The following is a 22,490-nucleotide window of genomic DNA, read 5'->3' as shown; positions in this document are numbered from 1 at the left end:
CAATTAACCTTAAGTTAACTTTAAATTAAGCTTTTCGGATATCAACCGTTAATTAACAATTTGTATGTTGATAAGTTACGAAATTGTGTTGATAACGAAAAAAATCCGAAGAATGAATTCCCCGAATTTTCCTTATCCTGATAAAAACGCTGATTAGCCGTTGAATACACCCATATTTGCGTATTTATTCATTCGGGCAGTAACTAATTCTTTTGGTGATAACTTTTTGAGATCATCATAATTCTTAGAAATTTTATTTTTTATAATTTCAAACGTTTTTTCTCTATTACTATGAGCACCACCAGCTGGCTCGCGAACAATCTCATCAATTATTTTTAATTTTTTCATGTCTGTCGCGGTAAGTTTTAATGCCTCAGCCGCAATTTCCTTGTACTCCCAACTTCTCCATAAAATTGAAGAACAGGATTCCGGTGATATTACAGAGTACCATGTATTTTCGAGCATCAATACCTTGTCACCTACTCCTATTCCCAGGGCACCACCGGAAGCACCTTCTCCTATTATCACTACAATAATTGGCACTTTAAGGCGGGTCATTTCAAGTATATTCCTGGCTATAGCTTCCCCTTGTCCTCGCTGTTCTGCTTCAATACCCGGATAGGCACCGGGCGTGTCTATTAAACTAACAACAGGGATTCCAAATTTTTCAGCAGATCTCATGAGCCTGAGTGCTTTCCTATATCCTTCAGGATTAGCCATCCCAAAATTCCTGTACTGCCTGGTCTTTGTATTATATCCCTTCTGTTGGCCAATAAACATATAACTTTGATCCCCAATTTTACCCAGACCACCTATCATTGCTTTGTCATCTTTCACATTCCGATCACCATGTAATTCCAAAAAAGTATCCCCACAAATGGCTTTAATATAATCCAAAGTATAAGGTCTGTTCGGATGTCTTGAAAGTTGTACCCTTTGCCATGCGGTAAGATTTTTATAAATATCTTTCCGTGTTTCGTCTAATTTTTTTTCAATTTGCCGGCAAGTTTCAGTTACATCAACTTCACTCTCCTCGCCAATAATCTGGCATTTCTCCAATTGCTCTACCAATTCCTTAATAGGTAGTTCAAATTCCAAATATTCCATTATGAAAGGTTTTTGCCATTAATAAAGATAGCATTAGTTTGATTGTCTGAACAAATATAAAATTTTATGTCGTCTTATACATTAAATTAATATACACATCACAAAAGCTTACCTCTTGTTCCATTTTCATGCTTTGATTTTCTCCTGTTCTTTAAGATCCCGTTGGCGATTATAGTGGTAACTATTATGAGAGCTCCAATATAAAAAAGCGGGCTCATTCTTTCGCTTTGCCCAAAGATTAAAAGCGCCAGAAAAATGCCATAAACCGGTTCCAAATTTGTAGTGAGCATAACGGTATATGGGCTGATAAATCTCATAACTCTTATTGCGGCAATAAAAGCATAGGCCGTGCAGACAGAAGCCAGGATAAAAATGAAAAACCAGTCATTGAATTGAAGCGTAAAAAAGGCTTTATTGAAGGATCCGTTTATTGCCAGATAAATTGAGATAAAAAGTGTACCACTCATTAATTCGTAAAAAGATATTGTTGACGGCTTATTTGTTTTAATTAACTGTCCGTTAATTAAGGTATATATAGATCCCAGGAGTGCAGAAATAAGAGCGAGGCCCATACCCAGACTATAAGACGAGTTTACGTTATAGATAAGGTATAAACCAAAAACAACCATCAAGCCAAATACCACTTCATACAAAAGCATTTTCCTGCCATAATATATTGGTTCGAGAAATGCAGTAAACAATGCGCCAGTAGACATAGTTACCAGTGCAATAGATACGTTAGACACTTTAATGGCCTTAAAAAAAGTGACCCAGTGCAAAGCTATTATAACACCGGCCGTCAACATTGCCAATAAAGTTTTATTGGTGACCCTGAGGGAATATCGTTTATATAAAATAAAAATCGCAATTAAAGAAGAGGCAATTAACATTCGATACCAAACTAAAGGTATGGCATCTATTGAAATTAGTTTTCCTAGTACCCCTATAAAGCCCCAAATAAATACAATCAGGTGAAGGTGCAGGTAGTTTTTGAACTTATCGTTTGGCATTTTTAAGCAAATAAAATCCTAAAATACCAAATACCAGATTAGGTATTATTACGGCCAGTAAAGGAGAAAAGCCAGATTGCTCAGCCAGAGTACCAAAAACTTTATCAAAAAATATATAAATAAAGGCTACTCCAATTCCGAATGCAAGGTTTACACCCATCCCACCACGGCGTTTCACCGAAGAAACAGCCACCCCAATAACGGTAAGAATAAATGCGGTAATTGGTAGTGCCCACCTTCTGTATTTTACTAAAATATAGGTGTTAATGTTTGATGCTCCTTTATTCTTCTGAACCTCGATAAATTCATTAAGTTCAAATAAATTTTTGGTCTCGGCTACATAGGAAACCGGGGTTAAGTCTTCAATATTAAATATAAACAAAGTATCCAGTCTTCTTTTTTTCTCAATAATCTCAGTATTTGCCCTTATCTTCCGTTTAGTGTATGAGGTTAATCTATATAAGCTGTCTTTTGGTACCCAACGAATATTACTTGCAGATATCTTATAATCCAGTTGATTTTGATCATTAAAGTGTTCAAAAGTAAAATTGTAACCTATTCTTCTTGCAGGATCAAAACTACTGACATATATAAAATCATTTTCATTCAGTTGGTTAAAAATATTACTGGTTACCCGGTCTTTTCTACCTCTTTTTAAATATTCAAACTTAAATTCATTGTACCTCTTGCTCGCATTAGGCACAATGAACATTCCCATAAAAAACATCATTACCGCAATTATACTTGCTCCTATCCAGTAGGGACGCAAAAAGCGGCTATATGAAACTCCGGAACTCAGAATAGCTACTATTTCCGTATTGTTGGCTAATTTGGAGGTAAAGAAAATAATAGACAAAAATAAAAAGATAGGAAACAACAAACTACCAATGTAAATCGTAAAGTTGAGATAGTAAATTAGTATTTCATTTAGAGGAGCTTCATTGTCGATCATCTTCCCTATCTGTTCAGCCAGATTAAGCATGATGCCAATAGGCACAAACAACAACAACATCGTTCCAAAAGTGGCCAGATACCGTTTTAGTATGTATTTATCTATAATTGTCATACTTATAACCTCTTATCCATCTGCTGAACCATCTGATCTTTCCAGTTTGAAAAAGTTCCTTCCAAAATATGCTTTCTGGCCTCCCTAACTAATCGCATATAAAAACCAAGGTTGTGAATAGTAGCAATTTGTTTTCCCAAATATTCATTCGCTGCAAATAAATGACGCAAATATGCTTTAGTATATTCTTTATCAACAAAGGTAGTTCCCTCCTCATCAATCATGGAAAAATCATTCTCCCATTTTTTATTTTTGATATTAATAGTCCCATGTGCCGTAAATAACATGCCATTCCTTGCGTTTCTGGTAGGCATAACACAATCAAACATATCTATTCCTAACGCAATATTCTCTAAAATATTAATTGGTGTTCCCACACCCATAAGGTACCGCGGTTTATCCTTAGGTAAAATATTACATACTACTTCGGTCATAGCGTACATTTCCTCCGCCGGTTCTCCTACAGAAAGTCCGCCTATGGCATTTCCCTCTGCCCCTGCATTTGCGATGTACTCTGCAGACTGAATACGCAGGTCCTTAAAAGTAGATCCTTGTACAATTGGAAAGAAAGACTGAGAAAAACCATACTTAAAGGGTAGCTTGTCCAAATGTTCTATGCATCGGTCTAACCATCTGTGAGTCATGTTCATAGATTGTTTAGCATAATTGTACTCGCATGGATATGGCGTACACTCGTCGAAGGCCATAATAATATCAGCGCCAATTGCCCTTTGAATTTCCATAACATTTTCGGGAGTAAACATATGTAAAGAGCCATCAATATGAGATTTGAACTTTACACCTTCTTCCTTTATTTTCCTGTTGGCAGACAGCGAGTATACCTGGTAACCCCCACTATCTGTTAGAATATTTCTATCCCAACCCATGAACTTATGAAGCCCGCCTGCCTGTTCCAAAATCGAAATTCTTGGCCTTAAGAACAAATGATAGGTATTACCTAAAATAATATCGGGATCAATTTCATCTCGAAGTTCTCTCTGATGTACACCTTTTACCGTCCCGGCCGTTCCCACTGGCATAAATATTGGAGTCTTAATTACACCGTGGTCGGTTATTATTTCTCCGGCACGAGCCTGTGATCCAGAATCTGTATGTTCTAATTTAAACTTCAAAGCAAGATTTCAATGGCAAATATACTCAACTGACTAGCATAAAATACTTAACAAAAAAATAAAGTTCCATTAATGGTTGTAACGTTAATAAAATCTTATAACTCCTCTTGTACAGGCAAAAGTTTGCAATTACATTTGACACTGATAAAACAGAGATAAAATGTCAGAATTAAAGGAATTACAAGACCTCGTTTCACAAGTTCGCAGAGACATTGTACGTATGGTGCATAAAGTAAATTCTGGTCACCCTGGAGGCTCTTTGGGATGTACTGAATTTGTGGTAGCCTTGTATAATGATGTTATGGACTTAAAAGAAGGTTTTGATATGAATGGACGTGATGAAGATATGTTCTTTTTATCAAACGGCCATATTTCTCCACTTTATTACAGTGTACTGGCCAGGCGTGGATACTTCCCCATTGAAGAATTACAAACATTTAGATTATTGAATTCTCGCCTGCAAGGTCATCCTGCAACACATGAAGGGCTACCTGGGGTGCGAATTGCTTCCGGCTCCTTAGGACAGGGCATGTCTGTTGCTATAGGTGCTGCATTGGCAAAAAAATTAAATAAGGATGAACACCTGGTATACAGTCTGCATGGAGACGGTGAATTACAAGAAGGCCAGAACTGGGAGGCGATTATGTATGCTGCTGGAAATAAAGTTGACAACTTAATAGCCACAATTGATCATAATGGTCAACAAATTGATGGTGCCACCTCTGATGTATTACCTATGGGTGACTTAAAGAAAAAGTTTGAAGCTTTTGGATGGGATACCCTGGAAATTAAAAATGGGAATAATCTGGATGAAATTATCCAGGGGCTTAAAGAAGCTAAGCAAAGAACGGGTAAAGGTAAACCTGTTTGTGTAATCATGGATACTGTAATGGGTCATGGAGTAGATTTTATGATGTATACACATGCATGGCATGGTAAAGCACCTAATGATGAACAATTAGAAATTGCCTTAAGTCAGAATCCGGAAACACTCGGGGACTATTAATCCTCAACACGAAAAATCGAATTAATGAAAAAGTATATAGATCAAGGTAAGAAGGACACAAGAAGTGGATACGGAGCCGGTATGACGGTGCTCGGTCGTACAAATCCAAAAGTAGTAGCCCTTTGTGCTGATTTGGTAGGTTCTCTTAAGATTCAGGAATTCATAAATGAAAATCCTGAACGTTTTTTTCAGGTTGGAATCGCAGAGGCAAATATGATGGGTATTGCAGCCGGACTTACTATTGGGGGATATATCCCTTTTACCGGAACTTTTGCGAACTTTTCTACAGGTAGGGTTTATGATCAGATAAGACAGTCAATAGCTTACTCCGGTAAGAATGTAAAAATATGTGCTTCTCATGCGGGTATAACCCTCGGCGAAGATGGAGCAACACACCAGATTCTGGAAGATATTGGGTTAATGAAAATGTTACCCGGTATGACGGTTATTAACCCCTGCGATTTCAATCAGACTAAAGCTGCCACAATTGCCATTGCAGAACATGAAGGGCCGGTATATTTGAGATTTGGAAGGCCTGCCGTAGCTAATTTTACTCCTGCAGATCAGAATTTTGAGATAGGAAAAGCTGTTCTCTTAAATGAAGGTACAGATGTTACCATAGTGGCCACAGGACATTTGGTATGGCAATCATTAATTGCTGCTGAAAACCTGGAAAGTAAAGGTATTTCTGCTGAGGTAATTAATATACATACCATTAAGCCATTAGATGAGGAAGCTTTAATCAAATCTGTAAAAAAAACAGGTGCCATAGTAACTGCAGAAGAGCATAATTATCTGGGTGGACTTGGAGAAAGTGTAGCCAGAACTTTAACCAGCAGTTATCCTGTACCTCAGGAATTTATTGCCACACAGGATACTTTTGGTGAAAGTGGCACCCCAGATCAATTAATGGAAAAATACGGTTTAGATAATAAAGCAATAGAAAAGGCCGTTTTAGGGGTGTTAAAAAGAAAGGCGTAAAACGGTTGGCAAGGTTTTAGGTCTCAAATAAGCCACTAAAACAAGAACACAATGAAAAAATCATTCTTAATTGCCTTTTTGCTATTAGGCTGTTTATCCACATTTGCACAAAAAAAATCAGGTTTCGGTATTAAAGCAGGACTAAACTATAGTTCCAACGGAGATTATCTTGAAGCTGTTGGGGAAGCGATACAAAATCCGGATGCAAATGTCGGTTATCACATTGGATTGTTTGGAAAGTTAGGAGATAGATATTATCTGAGACCAGAAGTGGTCTATACCCATACCAATTCCGGCTATAGTGATGGTGACCTTAAAATAGACAAATTGGATATTCCTGTTTTGGGAGGTTGGAGAATAATTGGACCTTTAAATATCTTTATTGGACCTTCTTTTCAATACATTTTTAACTCAAAGTTCAGTGATATCTCCATAGAAGAAATAGAAAACGATTTTACTGTAGGATTGAATGTGGGAGCAGGCGTTAATCTGGGAAAAATTGGTCTGGAGATAAGGTATGAAACGGGTTTTGGTGAAAATATAGCCACTTTTGTTAACACAAACATTGCCTCTTTACCTGAAAGCAGGGTAGACACCAGGGCTCAACAGGTTATATTTGGCTTATCTTATAAATTCTAGCTCATTAATCAACATAAATAAAAAAGCCCGCAAAAAAGCGGGCTTTTTTATTTGATATTATTTTTTCAATTAACTATCCGCATCAATATAATCTGGAGTTCCGTCTCCGTCAGAATCAGGAAATGTAATATTTCCTTCATTGTCAATAATAATTTCATCTCTGGTAGGCGTTCCATCCTGATCATCATCACGATCCAAATGATTGGGAAACAACCCAAATCCAGAGGTCAGTTCCGTACTTTCATCTGTGTTATCATCAGAAAGATTTCCATTATTGTTCAAATCTTCCATTATGGAAGGAATTCCATCATTATCGTAATCCGTAGATTCTATAAATAAACCAGTATTTACCTGAAAAACAAGTATATCATAATTTAAGATACCACTACCTAATGGCGGATTATTATAATACGCCAAACCGGAAGGAAGGAACATTAATCCTATACCACTTCCATTAATATCTATAGTGCCATCAAGATTAGAAGTAACTTCTCCCCCTACATTAAATTTTGAAACTCCCGCAGCATATCCCCGAAGAAAAAAGGGCAGGTATTGCCAGGTATAGGTAATGTTACTGTCAAAAACATCGCCTGAAAGCAATTGGCCTTCGTAAGCGACAAAAGTTGAATCTCCCACAGTAGGACTTTCCCCTATTCCCTCGCGTGCAGCAAGATAATATAGCGTATGATCTACAGTTACATCCTCATCCAGGTTAAAAGTTTCAGACGAAACAGGAATGGTCATGGTTGATACCTGATCTATTAGAGGAATTTTATCTCCGGTTAGACTAGTTATCGTATCCAAAACTATCTTGTAATTGAAATCCGCAACTGGGTTCTCAAATTCTTCATAGTTATAATAGTGCGTTTTTAAGTATTCTATAATATCCGCGTCATTCTCTGCTTCAACCTCAGCTAGGGGCCTTGGAGGTACAACCTGTACATCCGAACTATCATCACTACTACATGAGGATAAAATAGCCAAGACAGCAATAAAGAGCAGAACTCCTTTTTCTTTCATAGATCTTCTTTTGAAGCCCGCAAGATACAATTTTCCACTATTTTTGTTGAAGTCCTTAACAAAGATTTTTATTTGTAAATGCGTATAGATAAGTATTTATGGAGTACCCGCTATTATAAGACCCGTAATATGGCTACTGAGGCTTGTAAAAAAGGGCATGTGCGTATAAATGGCAAAACGGTTAAACCTTCAAGAGAAGTCTATAAGCTGGATGAAATTATTATACGTAAAAATCAAATTAATTATGAACTTAGTGTCCTGGATGTGCCCTCGAGCCGGGTAAGTGCTAAACTGGTGGATATTTATAGAAAGGATACCACTCCGAAAGAAGCATTTCAAAACCACGAGCTAATGCAATTAAATAAAAAACTTACCAGACAAAAAGGTGAAGGCCGACCTACCAAAAAAGAAAGGCGGGATATAGATGATTATCTGGATGAATCTGAATAAAGACTATTGGGAAGAGCGCTACGCCAGTAATAACTTGGGTTGGGATATAGGTTCTGTGTCCACTCCTCTCAAAGAATATATCGATCAACTTGAAAATAAAAAATTGAAAATATTAGTTCCCGGAGCCGGTTATGGTTATGAAGTAGTTTATCTCTACAATTCGGGTTTTAAGAATGTTCATGTCATAGATCTTGCCAGGCAGCCTTTGGATAAAATAAAGGAAGAAATTCCGGAATTTCCGGACAGTCAATTAATTTATGGAGATTTTTTTAATCTGGAGATACAGGATTTTGATTTGATCCTGGAACAAACTTTTTTTTGTGCCTTAAATCCGGAACTGCGGAAAAACTATGTGCAAAAAATGTTTCAGCTTTTAAAACCTGGGGGTAGGCTGGCAGGACTTTTATTTGACTTTCCATTAACCCTTAACGGCCCTCCATTTGGCGGTAGTCTAAAAGAATACCAAGAATTGTTTCATCTTACTTTTACCATAAATGTCCTGGCTCGGGCCAACAACTCTATACCACCAAGAAAAGATAAGGAACTGTTTTTTATCTTTGAAAAATAATTTGGTACCATTATGCAAAATAAAATACTTTCCCACGTACAGATTCAACATAAGATCAGAAGGATTGCTTATCAAATCTATGAGAGCAATGTATCTGAGAAAAAAATTATAATCGCAGGAATTGTGGGCGGAGGCTTAAATTTTGCAAAAAAATTACAAGCTGTTCTGAAAGACATAACTACAGCAGAAATTGTATTGTGTAAGGTGATGATGGACAAAAAAGATCCCATAAAAAGCGGGGTTACAATGTCTATTCCGGAAAGTGAATACAAAAATAAATCTGTTGTTCTTGTTGACGATGTTTTAAATTCGGGAACTACCCTTATTTATGGGGTACACCATTTTCTCAAAACCCCGTTAAAACAATTAAAGACTGCGGTCCTGGTAAACAGAAACCATAAAAAATATCCTGTTAAAGCAGATTTTAAAGGGATTTCTCTTTCTACCTCTTTGCAGGAACATGTCAAAGTAGAATTCAAGGCAAAAAATGACGCGATTTATTTAGGGGAGTAGAGCTATTATTTCCTCTTTTACCAATTCTGAATCCTTATGGTCTGCAGTGACCGTGTAATTAGCACGTGAATAATAAACGCCCCTCTCGAAAAGATGTTTCCCTATAAACTCAGGTAAATCCTTGTCTTTAAGGTGAGAAATTAAGGGCCTGTGCTCCTTCTCCTTATAAAGCCTTTCTATCAATGAAGCAATAGATAATTTAAGATAAAAAACCATGTTTGTTTTTTGAAGAATTGTATCCATATTGATACCATAACAAGGTGTTCCTCCTCCTAATGCTATTACCAAATCTCGATTGTCATCAAGTATCTCATTCAGCAATTCACTCTCTTTTTTCCTAAAGTACAGCTCTCCTTTAGTCTTAAATATGTGCGCTATCTTCTCATTTATACTGGTCTCAATATAATCATCCAGGTCTATGAACTCAAAACCCAGTTCCTGAGCAAGTAGCTTCCCCACAGTGGTTTTCCCACTACCCATATACCCTATCAGGACTACCTTCATTTTCAAACTTTTGGTAAAAATGTATTAATTATAAGGGATTTCAAAGAAAACCTAAATTAATCTTTAAATGAACTTGAAAAATTAATTAATGATAGTATATTTGCACCCGCTAATGCCGTTTTTGAGAGCGGTTTGCAAAGAATAATTACAAAATGACCTGGTAGCTCAGTTGGTAGAGCATCTCCCTTTTAAGGAGAGGGTCCTGGGTTCGAGCCCCAGCCAGGTCACAAAGTGATATGGAAATCCTGACAACAACGTCAGGATTTTTTTTATGAAATAAACTGGGGCGAGAAGTCTATGCCGTATTTGGCGCTTAAGCGACATACTACGGTAAGCCCCAGCCAGGTCACCAGAGAAAGTAAAACCCACCGATAAGGTGGGTTTTTTATTTTGGAGGAAATCCAAGCTTGCTTGAGATTTCGGAAGAAATAAAAAACGGCAAGCGTCAGCTTGTGTGGTTTTGCTTTTTGACCTTGGGATCGCTGGGTCAGACGAGTGTAACGAGTCAACCCCAGCTCTGCCTAAAATTAGAAGTCAGTTGTCTCAGTTGAGAATGGCAAAGCTATAATACTTTTGCTTTTTGACCTTGGGATCGCTGGGTCAGGCGACCAAAGGGAGCCAACCCCAGACGGAGTGAAGGCCAGCGCACCAGGTGGCTCCTCACTATAAAAGATCCACTTGATTCCTTCGCACAGTATTTGGTTAAGAGCATGACTAGAAAAGAGAAAAAGAAGCAAAAAATGAACCCATGATTTAGTTGGTATCGCTGAAACAGCTCTTACTCTTTCACATTTTGCAGTGGGGTATTCATCCAATACTCTTCGTAATCTTTTGGTTTGATAATGGGTTGATCTGCGAATAAGGGTATGGTTTTATCCATAAAAGGATTATCAATAGGAGCTCTTGAATTTGGCTTGACTCGTTGCACAAAAAACTCTCGAAATTGAAAAAACTCTTCCTCCGTCCACTGATTAATTAAATTTCCCACAGTATCTCTAACATTTTCAATTCTAACGTCTACTAATGTATTTAGGTTCAGACCATTTTTATCTGCTTCTATTATTTCACCCAACATCTTCGTAAAATCTACTTCCTCCATATTTGGATATAAAAAGACTTTGGATCGTAGTTTTTCAGCATCTCTAAATTTCACTAGCCGTTTTTTGAATTTTACTGTATAATTGGGGAGGTATCTGGCCGACTGGGATTCTGGAAGATTATTATATTCTATCACGAAGCACATGCATTTTGGATCAACTGTAATAGAATCGGTTGTGAAAACAGGTGGAATGTTCAGTATAAAACTATTATTAAAAGAAATATAGTTTAAATACATCTTATCACTAATTCTCCGATAATCTGTCGTGATATCAAAAATTACTTTCTGTCCTTGCCCCTGTTTGTTTTTCTTGCGGTTCTTATCCCATTTTTCGTCGTACATGGTGTACTCCAGTTTATGAATAGAATAATCCCATTTTGATATATAAATGGTGCCATTTGCTCTATAGTTTGGGTACAATTTTGTAAATTTTATGGTATAGAGTTCTTCATTATCCTTGCTAGTGTCACTACTTCTCTGGAAAAAATGATTTTCAATAAAATTAGTCTTTAACGTACCAATAAAATCATAGGAATCTACATCGTAATTCCTAATGGCATCGTGGATTCGTAAAATTCGAAATTCATTGCCTCCAGAAATATCCAAAAAGGCTTTATTTATAATTTTTCGATAAGATTTATAATCATAGGCTTTCCGGGCCATAGAATCTATTTCAAAATCTTTGTTCAAATCGAAATTAAATAGTCTGATTGCAGAGGTAGAATCGTCTAATTGGTCAATACCTTGATCAAATACTTCCAGAATGGCCTCGTTAAGGTTGATATATTCTTGATCTTTAAATTGATAATCGCGATAATATCCTATCGTTGAGAAGGGCGTTGAAGGATAATTATTAGGAATTGCATCAATAGCTTTCTGAACAATCCGTGATGCATTCAGTTTTCTTCGCCTTTTGTATTTTCCCGTAACAGTAGCTTCTTGCAAATCTATAGCCCCTGCAGATATCAGAATTAAATTGAGTTGGTCCTCTCCCAACTCGGTAATGGAAATTTCTTTGGTCTGATAGCCCATAGATGATATTTCAATGATATCCCCATACTGCTTTAAGCTTAGAGGAATTCTAAATCCTCCATCGGCATTGGTAATAACACCTAAAGCTCTCCCTTTGATCCTAATACTTGCAAACACAACAGGTTCATTAGTCTGGGCATCGAGGAGCTTACCTTCTATGAAATCCTCATTTTGGGACCATAGGGGACATGACCATAACAAGAAGATACTATAAAGTCCTATAAAACATATATAATTTTTCATGCTATTATAGAAATGCTCTTTCTCCTATTGCAATAGGAGTAAATTAGTTAATACCTATTTTTTCGTAGTGAAAATAAATACTCCTGGAGCGCCTCTTGCTCCATATATTGCAGTATCTGCTCCCTTTAGTAATTCGACGGACTTCAACTCAATCGGATTAATACTCCCGACATTACTAATATAGCTCCCATCGACAATAAACAAAGGTGTTTGATCTCCGCCTATATATCCTCTTACTATTATAGTACCACTGCGCTCATTTACAATTACGCCCGCAAATTCTTGTTTTATTAACTGATAGATATTCTGATATACAGCGTAATCCTTTCTACCAATACTCCGAAATACCTCCTGATCGAAAATATATCCGAATTTCAAAAGATCGGACTTCTTCAGTATTACATTATTCTTGGAAAACTTGAAATTAATTTCCTTCTGCCCATCATAGACTTCACTTTGTAAACCATGCTGTTCGGAATAGACACTAACAATGTCAGTCTCAATCGGTATTCGTAGTTTATATACGCCCTTTTTATTGGTACGAATCCCGGTTATTAGAGAATCTGCAAAAATTTGACCTTTCAGAATCGGCATTCCTTGTGCGTCGGTGACGGTTCCACTTATTTTTCCCATTTTTATATTGCTGTTTTGGGCTTGTAATGAAGGTAGCGCAAGGGACATAATTAAGGTGATTGTTAAAAATCTGTTTTTCATATAAAATGGTTTAGTGGAATAATCAATTAAAATAGCTAATTTGTAAGAATTTACCGCAATAATTATACCATTATCTTCTGATAATCGAGCAATATTTCATGGATTTCAGAAGTAGTAACGTATTTCACATGCAGGCTGCTAGCTTGGGGATCTATTGATTTCCAGGATTTGCTTTTTGACCTTGGGATCGCTGGGTCAGACGACCAACGGGAGTCAACCCCAGCTCTGCCTAAAATTAGAAGTCAGTTGTCTCAGTTGAGAATGGCAAAGCTATAATACTTTTATTTTTTGACCTTGGGACTGCTGGGTCAAACAAGCGACTTGTCCACCGAAGCCTTGGCGGAGGTGGAAGCGAAGTTAACCCCAGCAATATTAGTTGAAAGTTCAAAGTTGAAAGTGGAAAACTGACCTCACTTGATTTTGCATTTGCAACCTGGGACGGTTGGGCACTGACAAGTAATTAACTTAGTCAGAGATATTGACTGAAGCATCAGCATCAGGCGACCGACTTGCCCAACATAGCTTTAACAAAGCGGAGTCGAAGTTGGGAGGGAGCCAGCCCCAGCTCCGAGGTTCAAGGTTCGAGCCAAAAAATTCAAGTATTAAATCATTATATAGATGAACTATAGTCCAGGGCCCTGGCCTTAGGTAAAGCAGATTGAGAAAATGAAGCATAGCACATATAGCTTTTGTGTCCAGTTTTTCATGATGAAGTAGTTAAGAACCACCTATTTACAGACTTTTTATGATATATTTATAACATTTGTATAATTATGGAATCCACCACTAAATAAGACATCTCGAAGGATTTGACATAATAGTGGTTAGCATAATTTCGATCACTTTTTCAAACAACCGGTCAAACCTTTCAGAGATTAAAAAAGGGAGGGGGGAGGGATTCCATATTATATGCCTTGAATTACCTACTCATGTGTAAGGGATTTTATAGACAATCTATATCTAGGTATAGCATACAGGGCTGTTAATATCATCTTGAAGAATGACCAGCTCTTATGTATTGAAACAATAAAGAACTGATATTTATCATTGCGTATTCTGCAAATGATCTTGAACTTGCAGAGCATCCCACACAATGTTCATATTGGCTTTCTGATAACATATTAGAAACATAATATAACCGGGATAACCGCTTAATTTGCCAAAAAAAATTTAAAACCAATACTGTGATAGTAGGAATCTTATCCATGATCATGTCGCTTTAGGGAAATGGAAGTGCGGAGGTCTTCTATTTGGACAATCTTGAAAAAGGGATCAAAGAACACGTAGCGGACAAAAACCGCAAGAAAACATTAGAGGCCGATATGGCAGAATATAATGAGATCAGAAAGGACTTTGATAAGAGGAGAAAAGCTCATCTCGAAGAGCTTGTCAAGAAGAACTTCAAGAAGAGTACGCCTAAAGAATGGTATCAGGAATTTTACAAAAAAAGAATGGAAGAGGGCATTTGAAATTTCGAATTTCAGGTAATGAAAAAATCGATTTTTCTAAATGTATTTAACAAAAATATATTACCTTAATTGTGGTATTTTTTTTTAATTAGATCATCGATGACTAGAACTACTCTACTGTTTGGTTTATTTTTTTTTGTGCTAGCAAGCTCTTTGTACGGGCAGGATGGCCGGTATTGGTCCGAAAGTTTCGGTAACCAGTCAGTGCTTCTGAATGGATCTGTGAACGGGAGTGTATCCGATCTCGGGGCTGTGTTCTACAACCCGGCCAGACTATCCTGGCTGGAGTCGCGAGGTTTCGTGATAAGCGCGCGGGTATACGAATGGAGTTCGGTTACTGTTGAAGACGGTATTTCAGAAAATTCGGATCTCAAAGAAAATAAGTTAGGTAATGCACCCAGTCTGGCTGCCGGTTCTTTCACCTTACCTTTCCTCAAAGACCATATATTTGCCGTATCCTTTTTGACCAGGCAAAAAACCAATGCCGACTTTTTTATTGCTGCCCAGGACCAGGGCGATTTGGTTGATGCGATTCCCGGAGAAGAACTGGTCAATGCGGACCTAAATTATGCGATTGGTTTCAAGGATGATTGGCTGGGACTTACCTGGTCCTATCCCTTTTCCGAGAAATTTGGTATTGGCCTCTCCAGTTTTTTTTCCTTTATAAACAAGGGTTCGGTAATTGGGCTCAATATGAATGCACTGGACGAAAACAACAAAGTTGCCGGTCTTGAGCGAAGCCGTTCCATTAAATACAACTCCTCCGGTGTACTCTGGAAGTTGGGAAGTTCAGTCGATCTGGGAGCCATAAGCATGGGGCTTACTGTTACCACTCCGAGAGTTAATTTTGGAGGGCAAGGATCCGCCCTTATCCGTGATTTTCTTATAAATGTGGATCGGGATGGAGATGGTGAAACGGATGATGTATTCATTTCCTATGCTCAGCAGGGTATGAAAGTAAACTATAGAACACCCTGGGCCGTAGGTTTTGGAGTAGGAATCCCATTTAAAAAAGGGGTCTTTCACCTAAGCACTGAATGGTATGATAAAGTACCACGGTATACACTGATGGAAACCAACCCCTATACAGGCCAAAGTACCGATGATACTACCACTTTTGCGCTGGTCGATGAAATGGATCAGGTCTGGAACTTTGGCATTGGTCTGGAATGGTATCTCAAAAGCAATTTAACGGCCTACCTTAGTTATTCTACGGATAAATCCGGGGTTACTTCGGATATTACAAGATTCGCTGAGTTGGAATCTGAAGCTGCTAATTCTGTATTTAGTGCTGACTTCTATAAGCTGGGTGGCGGTATATCTATAAAGAGCAAAAAGATCGAACTCACTCTCGGATTAGTTTATACCAGTGCTGAACAGGACATCCCGAGGCCAATTAACTTCCCGGACGAGGAAGATGATCCCGTATTTGAGAGCGGTAACACCTCTAATATTGGCTTTAATCAAACGCGCTTCATCCTCGGTCTCTCCATACCTTACGGCGCACCCAAAAAAAGCGATGTTCCTGGTACCGAGTAGGAATATACCTTAAACTATTTCCAGAGATAAGATTTTTAACTTCAAACTGTACGTTGCTTTCTTGCCAAGATCTCAAGAAATGAGGGATAAAAATTTATGTCTCAGAAAAAACTTATGAACTGATTAAAGATTCTTTTGATTGTAAATATAGAGGTGAAATTGATGTAAAAAATAAAGGAATGATGAAAATGTACTACGTAAATAATATTAAGCAAAAAACAATGTAAATTAGTTGTGAATCATGAAATTCTAAATTCCATAAAGTATAAGCGCCAATGAATCGACCGCCTATACCTGACATTAGAAAAGTTCAAATAAACTATGAAGAAATACCCATCAAAAATAAGTTACGGTCTCGTAGTATTTATTCTTGCAATATTAGTAGGAAGTACAATACCAATGATTTCAAATCAAATATGGTTAGGGCTGATCATTAATTTACTAGTAGCGGTTTTTATTGCCCATCTTTTTTTTACCACCTATTATGTAATCGATGAAGGGCTTTTAATAGTCAAATCCGGTTTTTTGATCGACAAAAAAATTGATATCAAAGCAATCAGAAGCATTTCTGAAACCAATAATCTTATAAGTGCCCCAGCCGCTTCATTTGACAGACTTGAAATATTGTATCACCAATTTGATAGTATCTTGATTTCTCCAAGGGATAAATCCGGATTTATAGATCATATTACCCGTATAAATCCTCAAATAGTAGTTCGGTATATATCAAGCAATACAATCTGAAAGAAAAGCTAAATTGAAATAAACGATTGATCAAATATATACTTTACAAATAATGGCAAACACCAAAACCCAAGAATTAGCTGCATTGTTAGAAAAAACTGGACATGCCCATCATCAGGCATTTATAGAATCAGATGGCGTAGATCCCGAATGGGCCCTTTGGTATGCCAAAACTTTGGAAAAACCTTTATCCAGTCTGCTAAACATGACTTTTACACAAAGTCGGGTTGTCTATGAACTTATAAGGCTTGAAGAAACCGCAGATGTCACCAATAAGTTCTGGCCTGCTGTATATGCAGAGGATTTGGTAGAAAAATATACCTAACAAGTTCGGAAAACACATAAGGATCAAACGATGTGAGATCTAATAATCCATTTGAGACTCACTCATGGACAATATTTGAATAAGTTCAATAAAGGTCACAAAGTGAAATTGAAATCCTGACAGATTTGTCAGGTTTTTATGATTATAACTCCCATCAACCGGCAGTTTTATTTTAAGAAAAGTAAGGCGATTTATATTATAAATAAGTTAGATGTCAATCCAAAAATACCTAATTTTAAACTTTATATATATATAGTCTTCTTCGAAAACAAGGTAGCTGTCCCATGTTTAAAAAAGCACTGAAAATTCTTGCTGGTATTATTCTCTTTCTGGGACTATTACTGCTTGTAATCTACTATTATGTCAGTTCTCATAAAGAAGAAGTTGTCAACTACATTGTAAATACCGTGACCAAACAACACAATGGCACGATAAGTTTTGACGATGTTACTTTAAGGAGTTGGGGCAATTTTACCAATCCGGCATTCTATGTCAAAAATATGGTGCTTTTAGATTCATCCGAATCAAAAACTACCCGTTTTGTAGCCGAGGATATCTATTTAAATCTGTCAGTAAAGAGTTTATTGAAAAAAAAGATTCAGGTAAAAACTGTTCGTATAGAAAATGCGAATTATATTTCTGTCACTTATAAAGAAGATCTGGCAGCTTTGCTTGCAAAAAAAGACTCCCTGCCTGAAAAAAGTACAGTCTCTGAAACCTTCAAGCCATACAATATGTCCTTTGACATTGAAAATTTTACTTTCGATATACAAAATATTCCACGTCATAAAGGATTTAAATTTAAAATAAACGAAATATCATCAAACTTCCTTATTGGGCCAGATCGAATATCCTCTTCCCTTGAATTGGATGCTTATATAACACAATTAGGGTTTAACCTTCAAAAAGGGAGTTATCTAAAGGATTCTAAGATTGAAGGGACCATGTTTCCTGAAATAGACCTGACTAACAACAAAATTCATATCCCTTCATTTGATTTGTCCATAAATGATCAAATATTTGAGTTAACCACCGATTTTGATACTTCCAGGCAGAGTAGTTTTTTATTTAAGATTGTGAATGAAGAAACAGAGTATGCGCCAACAGTAAGCCTTTTATCCGATCATATACAATTAAAACTTAACAAGTATAAGATTGACCGGGCTTTTTCCACTCACACCACCCTTCAAGGAAGTTTCGCGCCATTTTCTAACCCTCTGGTACATGTAGAATTTAACAGTATTGAAAATTCCGCTCTAATAGATGACCGTTTTGATTTGGATAATTTGTCATTCACTGGAAGTTTTACCAACAGAATATATGATGATGAGCGAGCCAAAACGGAAGACAAAAGAGATATAAAGCTCAGTTTCAACTCTGTGACGGGAAATTACAAAGAGACCGAATTTGAGGTAAGTAATGGTGTAATAACAAGCACTCCGGAAAATAAAGCCCTTATTAAAGGTTCGTTAAAAGCCGATGGTATACCTGAAAATTTGATTTCACTTACTAATGATCCTATTTTTACGCTTAAAAAAGGTCGCTATAATTTAATGGCTAATCTGGATGGCGATGCAACATCTGCTGCTGATCTGCTAACGCGGTCAAATATCACATTAAAGGTTATAAATACGGACATTTTTGACATAGAAGACAAGCTCTCTATTCCTGTAAAACAGTTAAATATTAATCTCAAAGAAGACCGAGCAGTGTTGGAGGTTTTGAAACTTCCGTTGAACTCCTCAGATGAGCTTCATATATATGGGAGGGCTTCCAATTTTTCAGCACTTTTAACTAAAGAAACTGAACACCTGGCAACTACCAGTTTGCGTCTGACATCAACTAAATTAAGATGGGAAGATTTTGTGAACATTTTTGAGAATCCCAATAAAGGACCTAAAGATGAAGTAAAGCAACCGGCGCATACAATAAAAGACTTAGCAAGAAGAATCTATTTGAAATTTGATCCGTCGATTGGGATAGATATTAAGGAATTTGGATATAAATCTTTTCAATTGACCAAGTTTACTTCAGATTTAACCTTTAGTGATATTAATCACCTTCATCTAAACAACACGGCTTTTGAAATCAGGGAGGGAGCTGTTAAACTCAATGCTTCTTTTGATTTTGAAAAACCTGAACAGATTGTAGTGGATGCAGAAGTTGATGCAACAGGCACTCCGGAAATATTAAACGATCTCTTTGAAAGTGATACATACTTTTTTAAAGGAGGCGACTTTAACCTGCAAGGACAAGTTTATGGGGATGTACTCCAGATAGATGGTTTTATAAATGCATTAAATGGCACCTTAAGATTAGCAAATAGCAGTGTAGTTTACGAACCTATTGACCTTTCGGTACCAATTGATTTATTGGATGTACAAATCAAAAACAACTTGGCCATCCTTAACTCATTAGAAATTGGTGTAGGTACCACAGATAAATTAAATTTTACCGGTAGACTGGAGAATTTTAGTGCATTCCTCTCGCCATCGAACACAAATCGGGTTAATACGTTTATCGATCTTCATTCCGACAGATTGCAATGGGACGATTTTGTAAATGTTTTTCATAAAGGTGTAAAAAAGGAAAACACAGCCACTGACGTAGCTACAACTAACCATATCAAAGAAACCCTGAGGGGAATTTATACTAAATTTAATCCTAAGTTAGGCGTAACGATCGATAAATTTGAATACAAAGATTTGATAATCTTAGAGAATTTTTCCACAGGTTTATATTTTGATGGTCCCAAGAGCTTGGTTCTAAAAGAAAGTGGGTTTGATTACGATAGAAAAAGTAAGGTAGAATTCGCAGCTCAGTTAGATATCTCAGATTCTGCAAGTACGAATATAGATGCTGATTTTAGGGCCTTTGGTGATCCCTTACAGTTAAATGAAATACTAAACTATGACACCTTTGTACTACAGGGAGGCAAAATTGAAATAAGCGCAAAGGTTGCGGGTGATATCGAAAAAATGAATGAATTGATATCCTCTTCCAAAGTTATGTTTAAGATTGAAAATAGTGCTTTACTTCATAACCCAAGTAAGGTGCTTGTCCCATTTAGTGTCCTGGAAATAGACGTTGAAAATGATGATGCCATACTTAAATCTTTGAATATTGATTTGCCTTCAGGAGATACCATAAAACTCTTCGGAGAATTAAAAAATATTACCTCAATTGTGCCCGAAATCAGCGCCAATCACGAAAGAATGAGCTCAAAACTCAATATCTATTCAAACAAACTTCGATATAGTGACTTTATGGATCTTTTCGACAATGTAGATACAGAGAAGAAAGAAAAAAACACAAATCGCAACCTGGCTTTAAAATCTGTGGTAAAAGACTTTTACAATAAGTACCAGCCAGAACTATCCATCAATATCGATGAATTCATATTTAATAAACTCATCATAAACAATTTCAAAAGCGGTTTTTATTTTGAAAATGAAAATCTGCTTTATCTGGAAAATACCGCTTTTGATTTTTATAAAGGCAAAGTAACTTTGGATGCACATTTGAACATAACTGATCCATATGAAACTCAATTTTCAATCGGCTTTACAACCGATAATCTCGATTTGGAAAAGCTATTGACTTCCTTTGATTATTTTGATATCCCCTCAATAAAGGAAGCGGATAAAATAGAAGGAAAAGTTAGTATTAATACTCGATTAGAAGGAGATTTAATAGATAGTACAGGCATAATATCCAATTCGTTAAAAGGAACCATAGGGTTTGATCTCCAGGAAATGCAACTAAAGGGTTTTGATCCTATTATTAAGGTTGGGAATATCGTTTTCAAGAAAAAACGATTAGAGGACATTCGCTTCGGGCGCATTGAAAATATCCTTTATGTTGCTAACAATACGGTTGAAATCCCCCTAATGCAAATACAATCCACCGCATTTGATTTTTTTATGGACGGGCATTTGGGTTATGGAGAGGTTCCAACCAACCTATGGACTGCAATACCCCTATCTAATTTTAAAAGTAGAGATCTTGTTAATATTCCAAATAAAACTGGATATACTGAATCTGGTAAAAAGATTTATATAGAAGCCAAAAGTGGAAAAAAGGATAAAATCAAATACAAACTTCATTTATCCGAAAAACAATATTTCAAAGAAAGAGAATTACTCAGTGAATACAGAATAATGGTAAAGGAAGATAGATTGCTAAGAAGAAAATATAAACGAGAATCAAGAATGAATGAAAAATTGGTAAAACCAGATACGAGCAAAATAAATTAATTCAGTTCTTGCTTTTCCTGATCAAATATTCCAAAATTAAATTGAGAAATTGACCTCCAGATTTCAATTTTCTCTTCTCCGTTTTCACATTCCTAATTACTTTGTACTGACAACCATTCCATAATAGATACAGCATTGTCATTAATCATAACGGGTGATCCGTCAAAATGGAAATTGGTGTGGTCATTGTAGCTTCAAAATCCCTAAAAAATCCATCTACTTCCGAAATCATGTGATGTGTTACCGTGAATCTGATCCTTGAATGCTCCGGGTCTAAAGTCCAGACATCCTATCCTAAAACAGTAAGTGTCGGAAATACCATTATCAGAATTAGTGCAATTTTTCTCATTTAATTTAGTTTGTTTTCAGTTATTTTATTTTTTGTGACTAATAGAAAGTCCACCGCCAGAATGGTCAACCGTAGTCGAGTAGTTACTTAGGGCTGATACATACTCCAGAAACTCTGTAGTGCCGGACATACCTCTCCTGCCAGGACGACTGATATTATGTGCGGTGAAACATCCCCCTGATTCCAATTTTGGATCAACTTCCTTAAAATAGTTAGTGTACCATCCTTTGTCGGCATCACTAAAAACAAAATCAAAAGGTCCGGGTAGTTCTTTAACCAGTTCATGGGCATTAGCAAGTCTGGCATCAATGTATTCAGACAAACCGGCATTTTTAAAATTGGCCAGAGCCTCTTTATGCCTGTCCTCGTTTATTTCAATTGTTATTAACTTTCCGCCTGTTTTACTAAAAGCCCATGCAATCCAAATAGAAGAACGACCTGTAGAAGTGCCAATTTCCAACCCTTTGGTATAACCATTTTTCAATATGATATCGTAGAGCAGCTCTCCGTCTGATGCCGGAACATTTAAATCGTGCCATTGATTTTTTTTACTTTTCAGAAATGCTTCAACTTTCTTGTCCAACTCCGGATTAACAGTAGAATGTTGAGCGAAGGTGAAATTCAATGGAAAAATGACCATGATCAAGAAAATGAAAATTGACCAAAAGATAGGTGATGTAGCTCTTTTCATAATCAAAAGTTAAGTGTTACTACAATATAATG

Annotated in this window: 21 protein-coding genes and 1 tRNA gene; 13 read left to right on the top strand and 9 right to left on the bottom strand. The window is 36.7% G+C overall.

Annotated features, from left to right (window positions below):
- Positions 1–153 precede the first annotated feature (153 nt).
- The 4 genes from ABJH90_RS00615 to tgt form a co-directional block, all read right to left on the bottom strand.
- Positions 154–1,107 carry an acetyl-CoA carboxylase carboxyltransferase subunit alpha gene (locus ABJH90_RS00615; protein WP_348139625.1) on the bottom strand — a complete coding sequence of 318 codons (954 nt, stop codon included), beginning with the start codon at positions 1,105–1,107 and terminating at the stop codon, positions 154–156.
- A gap of 98 nt (positions 1,108–1,205) precedes the next feature.
- Positions 1,206–2,117, bottom strand: a complete 912-nt coding sequence (locus ABJH90_RS00610; RefSeq protein ID WP_348139623.1) for a DMT family transporter — start codon at positions 2,115–2,117, stop codon at positions 1,206–1,208.
- On the bottom strand, positions 2,104–3,183 hold the full coding sequence (locus ABJH90_RS00605; protein WP_348139621.1) for an LptF/LptG family permease: 1,080 nt from the start codon (positions 3,181–3,183) through the stop codon (positions 2,104–2,106). The genes ABJH90_RS00610 and ABJH90_RS00605 overlap by 14 nt, the downstream gene beginning before the upstream one ends.
- Before the next feature lie 2 nt (positions 3,184–3,185).
- The gene (tgt, locus tag ABJH90_RS00600; protein ID WP_348139619.1) at positions 3,186–4,316 is read right to left on the bottom strand and encodes a tRNA guanosine(34) transglycosylase Tgt; all 1,131 of its coding nucleotides are present in this window, start codon (positions 4,314–4,316) and stop codon (positions 3,186–3,188) included.
- Positions 4,317–4,476: 160 nt separating this feature from the next.
- On the opposite strand from tgt, the gene ABJH90_RS00595 reads away from it, so the two are divergent.
- The 3 genes from ABJH90_RS00595 to ABJH90_RS00585 are packed head-to-tail and all read left to right on the top strand — an operon-like array spanning position 4,477 to position 6,942.
- Positions 4,477–5,322 carry a transketolase gene (locus tag ABJH90_RS00595; RefSeq protein WP_348139617.1) on the top strand — a complete coding sequence of 282 codons (846 nt, stop codon included), beginning with the start codon at positions 4,477–4,479 and terminating at the stop codon, positions 5,320–5,322.
- Between the two features lie 24 nt (positions 5,323–5,346).
- Positions 5,347–6,303 (top strand): transketolase C-terminal domain-containing protein, encoded by a 957-nt coding sequence (locus ABJH90_RS00590; protein ID WP_348139615.1) that lies wholly within the window; start codon positions 5,347–5,349, stop codon positions 6,301–6,303.
- A gap of 51 nt (positions 6,304–6,354) precedes the next feature.
- Positions 6,355–6,942, top strand: coding sequence for a porin family protein (locus ABJH90_RS00585; protein ID WP_348139613.1), 588 nt, complete (start codon positions 6,355–6,357; stop codon positions 6,940–6,942).
- A gap of 69 nt (positions 6,943–7,011) precedes the next feature.
- On the opposite strand, the gene ABJH90_RS00580 is transcribed toward ABJH90_RS00585, so the two are convergent.
- Positions 7,012–7,962, bottom strand: coding sequence for a hypothetical protein (locus ABJH90_RS00580; RefSeq protein ID WP_348139610.1), 951 nt, complete (start codon positions 7,960–7,962; stop codon positions 7,012–7,014).
- A gap of 78 nt (positions 7,963–8,040) precedes the next feature.
- Between ABJH90_RS00580 and ABJH90_RS00575 the strand changes: the two genes are divergently transcribed.
- The 3 genes from ABJH90_RS00575 to ABJH90_RS00565 are packed head-to-tail and all read left to right on the top strand — an operon-like array spanning position 8,041 to position 9,493.
- Positions 8,041–8,412: a S4 domain-containing protein gene (locus ABJH90_RS00575; protein ID WP_348139608.1), complete on the top strand. Its 372-nt coding sequence runs from the start codon at positions 8,041–8,043 to the stop codon at positions 8,410–8,412.
- A complete protein-coding gene (locus ABJH90_RS00570) occupies positions 8,399–8,980 on the top strand; it encodes a methyltransferase domain-containing protein (protein ID WP_348139606.1) in 582 nt (193 codons plus the stop codon). Before ABJH90_RS00575 ends, ABJH90_RS00570 begins: the two co-directional genes overlap by 14 nt.
- 12 nt (positions 8,981–8,992) lie before the next feature.
- The gene (locus ABJH90_RS00565; RefSeq protein ID WP_348139603.1) at positions 8,993–9,493 is read left to right on the top strand and encodes a phosphoribosyltransferase family protein; all 501 of its coding nucleotides are present in this window, start codon (positions 8,993–8,995) and stop codon (positions 9,491–9,493) included.
- Here ABJH90_RS00565 and ABJH90_RS00560 read toward each other — a convergent pair.
- Positions 9,482–9,997 (bottom strand): shikimate kinase, encoded by a 516-nt coding sequence (locus ABJH90_RS00560; RefSeq protein WP_348139601.1) that lies wholly within the window; start codon positions 9,995–9,997, stop codon positions 9,482–9,484. The genes ABJH90_RS00565 and ABJH90_RS00560 overlap by 12 nt on opposite strands.
- A gap of 154 nt (positions 9,998–10,151) precedes the next feature.
- Between ABJH90_RS00560 and ABJH90_RS00555 the strand changes: the two genes are divergently transcribed.
- Positions 10,152–10,224: transfer RNA gene (locus tag ABJH90_RS00555), tRNA-Lys, on the top strand.
- A 551-nt stretch (positions 10,225–10,775) separates the two neighbouring features.
- On the opposite strand, the gene ABJH90_RS00550 is transcribed toward ABJH90_RS00555, so the two are convergent.
- Both ABJH90_RS00550 and ABJH90_RS00545 read right to left on the bottom strand, forming a co-directional pair.
- Positions 10,776–12,371: a carboxypeptidase-like regulatory domain-containing protein gene (locus tag ABJH90_RS00550; protein ID WP_348139599.1), complete on the bottom strand. Its 1,596-nt coding sequence runs from the start codon at positions 12,369–12,371 to the stop codon at positions 10,776–10,778.
- A 54-nt stretch (positions 12,372–12,425) separates the two neighbouring features.
- A complete protein-coding gene (locus ABJH90_RS00545) occupies positions 12,426–13,085 on the bottom strand; it encodes a TonB-dependent receptor plug domain-containing protein (protein WP_348139597.1) in 660 nt (219 codons plus the stop codon).
- A 1,250-nt stretch (positions 13,086–14,335) separates the two neighbouring features.
- Here ABJH90_RS00545 and ABJH90_RS00540 point away from each other — a divergent pair.
- The 6 genes from ABJH90_RS00540 (at position 14,336) to ABJH90_RS00515 (ending at position 21,418) form a co-directional block, all read left to right on the top strand.
- Positions 14,336–14,554: a hypothetical protein gene (locus ABJH90_RS00540; protein WP_348338023.1), complete on the top strand. Its 219-nt coding sequence runs from the start codon at positions 14,336–14,338 to the stop codon at positions 14,552–14,554.
- A gap of 99 nt (positions 14,555–14,653) precedes the next feature.
- Complete coding sequence (locus ABJH90_RS00535) at positions 14,654–16,093, top strand: hypothetical protein (protein ID WP_348139593.1); 1,440 nt, start codon at positions 14,654–14,656, stop codon at positions 16,091–16,093.
- Positions 16,094–16,179: 86 nt separating this feature from the next.
- Complete coding sequence (locus ABJH90_RS00530) at positions 16,180–16,320, top strand: adenylate/guanylate cyclase domain-containing protein (RefSeq protein ID WP_348139714.1); 141 nt, start codon at positions 16,180–16,182, stop codon at positions 16,318–16,320.
- Positions 16,321–16,414: 94 nt separating this feature from the next.
- Complete coding sequence (locus ABJH90_RS00525; protein ID WP_348139591.1) at positions 16,415–16,837, top strand: PH domain-containing protein; 423 nt, start codon at positions 16,415–16,417, stop codon at positions 16,835–16,837.
- A 52-nt stretch (positions 16,838–16,889) separates the two neighbouring features.
- Positions 16,890–17,162: a hypothetical protein gene (locus ABJH90_RS00520; RefSeq protein WP_348139589.1), complete on the top strand. Its 273-nt coding sequence runs from the start codon at positions 16,890–16,892 to the stop codon at positions 17,160–17,162.
- A 284-nt stretch (positions 17,163–17,446) separates the two neighbouring features.
- Positions 17,447–21,418, top strand: coding sequence for an AsmA-like C-terminal region-containing protein (locus ABJH90_RS00515; protein ID WP_348139587.1), 3,972 nt, complete (start codon positions 17,447–17,449; stop codon positions 21,416–21,418).
- Positions 21,419–21,792: 374 nt separating this feature from the next.
- Here the strand turns inward: ABJH90_RS00515 and ABJH90_RS00510 are convergent, their stop codons facing one another.
- Positions 21,793–22,458: a class I SAM-dependent methyltransferase gene (locus ABJH90_RS00510; protein WP_348139585.1), complete on the bottom strand. Its 666-nt coding sequence runs from the start codon at positions 22,456–22,458 to the stop codon at positions 21,793–21,795.
- Positions 22,459–22,490 lie beyond the last annotated feature (32 nt).

The sequence above is a fragment of the Eudoraea sp. genome (assembly GCF_039969275.1).
Classification (GTDB): domain Bacteria; phylum Bacteroidota; class Bacteroidia; order Flavobacteriales; family Flavobacteriaceae; genus Eudoraea.
This window is presented reverse-complemented; position numbering and strand designations above follow the sequence as displayed.

Coding starts and splice junctions, on each gene's coding strand:
- ABJH90_RS00615 (WP_348139625.1), bottom strand. CDS start 1,107: ATGGAATATTTGGAATTTGAACTACCTATTAAGGAATTGGTAGAGCAA.
- ABJH90_RS00610 (WP_348139623.1), bottom strand. CDS start 2,117: ATGCCAAACGATAAGTTCAAAAACTACCTGCACCTTCACCTGATTGTA.
- ABJH90_RS00605 (WP_348139621.1), bottom strand. CDS start 3,183: ATGACAATTATAGATAAATACATACTAAAACGGTATCTGGCCACTTTT.
- ABJH90_RS00595 (WP_348139617.1), top strand. CDS start 4,477: ATGTCAGAATTAAAGGAATTACAAGACCTCGTTTCACAAGTTCGCAGA.
- ABJH90_RS00590 (WP_348139615.1), top strand. CDS start 5,347: ATGAAAAAGTATATAGATCAAGGTAAGAAGGACACAAGAAGTGGATAC.
- ABJH90_RS00585 (WP_348139613.1), top strand. CDS start 6,355: ATGAAAAAATCATTCTTAATTGCCTTTTTGCTATTAGGCTGTTTATCC.
- ABJH90_RS00580 (WP_348139610.1), bottom strand. CDS start 7,962: ATGAAAGAAAAAGGAGTTCTGCTCTTTATTGCTGTCTTGGCTATTTTA.
- ABJH90_RS00575 (WP_348139608.1), top strand. CDS start 8,041: ATGCGTATAGATAAGTATTTATGGAGTACCCGCTATTATAAGACCCGT.
- ABJH90_RS00570 (WP_348139606.1), top strand. CDS start 8,399: ATGAATCTGAATAAAGACTATTGGGAAGAGCGCTACGCCAGTAATAAC.
- ABJH90_RS00565 (WP_348139603.1), top strand. CDS start 8,993: ATGCAAAATAAAATACTTTCCCACGTACAGATTCAACATAAGATCAGA.
- ABJH90_RS00560 (WP_348139601.1), bottom strand. CDS start 9,997: ATGAAGGTAGTCCTGATAGGGTATATGGGTAGTGGGAAAACCACTGTG.
- ABJH90_RS00550 (WP_348139599.1), bottom strand. CDS start 12,371: ATGAAAAATTATATATGTTTTATAGGACTTTATAGTATCTTCTTGTTA.
- ABJH90_RS00545 (WP_348139597.1), bottom strand. CDS start 13,085: ATGAAAAACAGATTTTTAACAATCACCTTAATTATGTCCCTTGCGCTA.
- ABJH90_RS00535 (WP_348139593.1), top strand. CDS start 14,654: ATGACTAGAACTACTCTACTGTTTGGTTTATTTTTTTTTGTGCTAGCA.
- ABJH90_RS00525 (WP_348139591.1), top strand. CDS start 16,415: ATGAAGAAATACCCATCAAAAATAAGTTACGGTCTCGTAGTATTTATT.
- ABJH90_RS00520 (WP_348139589.1), top strand. CDS start 16,890: ATGGCAAACACCAAAACCCAAGAATTAGCTGCATTGTTAGAAAAAACT.
- ABJH90_RS00515 (WP_348139587.1), top strand. CDS start 17,447: ATGTTTAAAAAAGCACTGAAAATTCTTGCTGGTATTATTCTCTTTCTG.
- ABJH90_RS00510 (WP_348139585.1), bottom strand. CDS start 22,458: ATGAAAAGAGCTACATCACCTATCTTTTGGTCAATTTTCATTTTCTTG.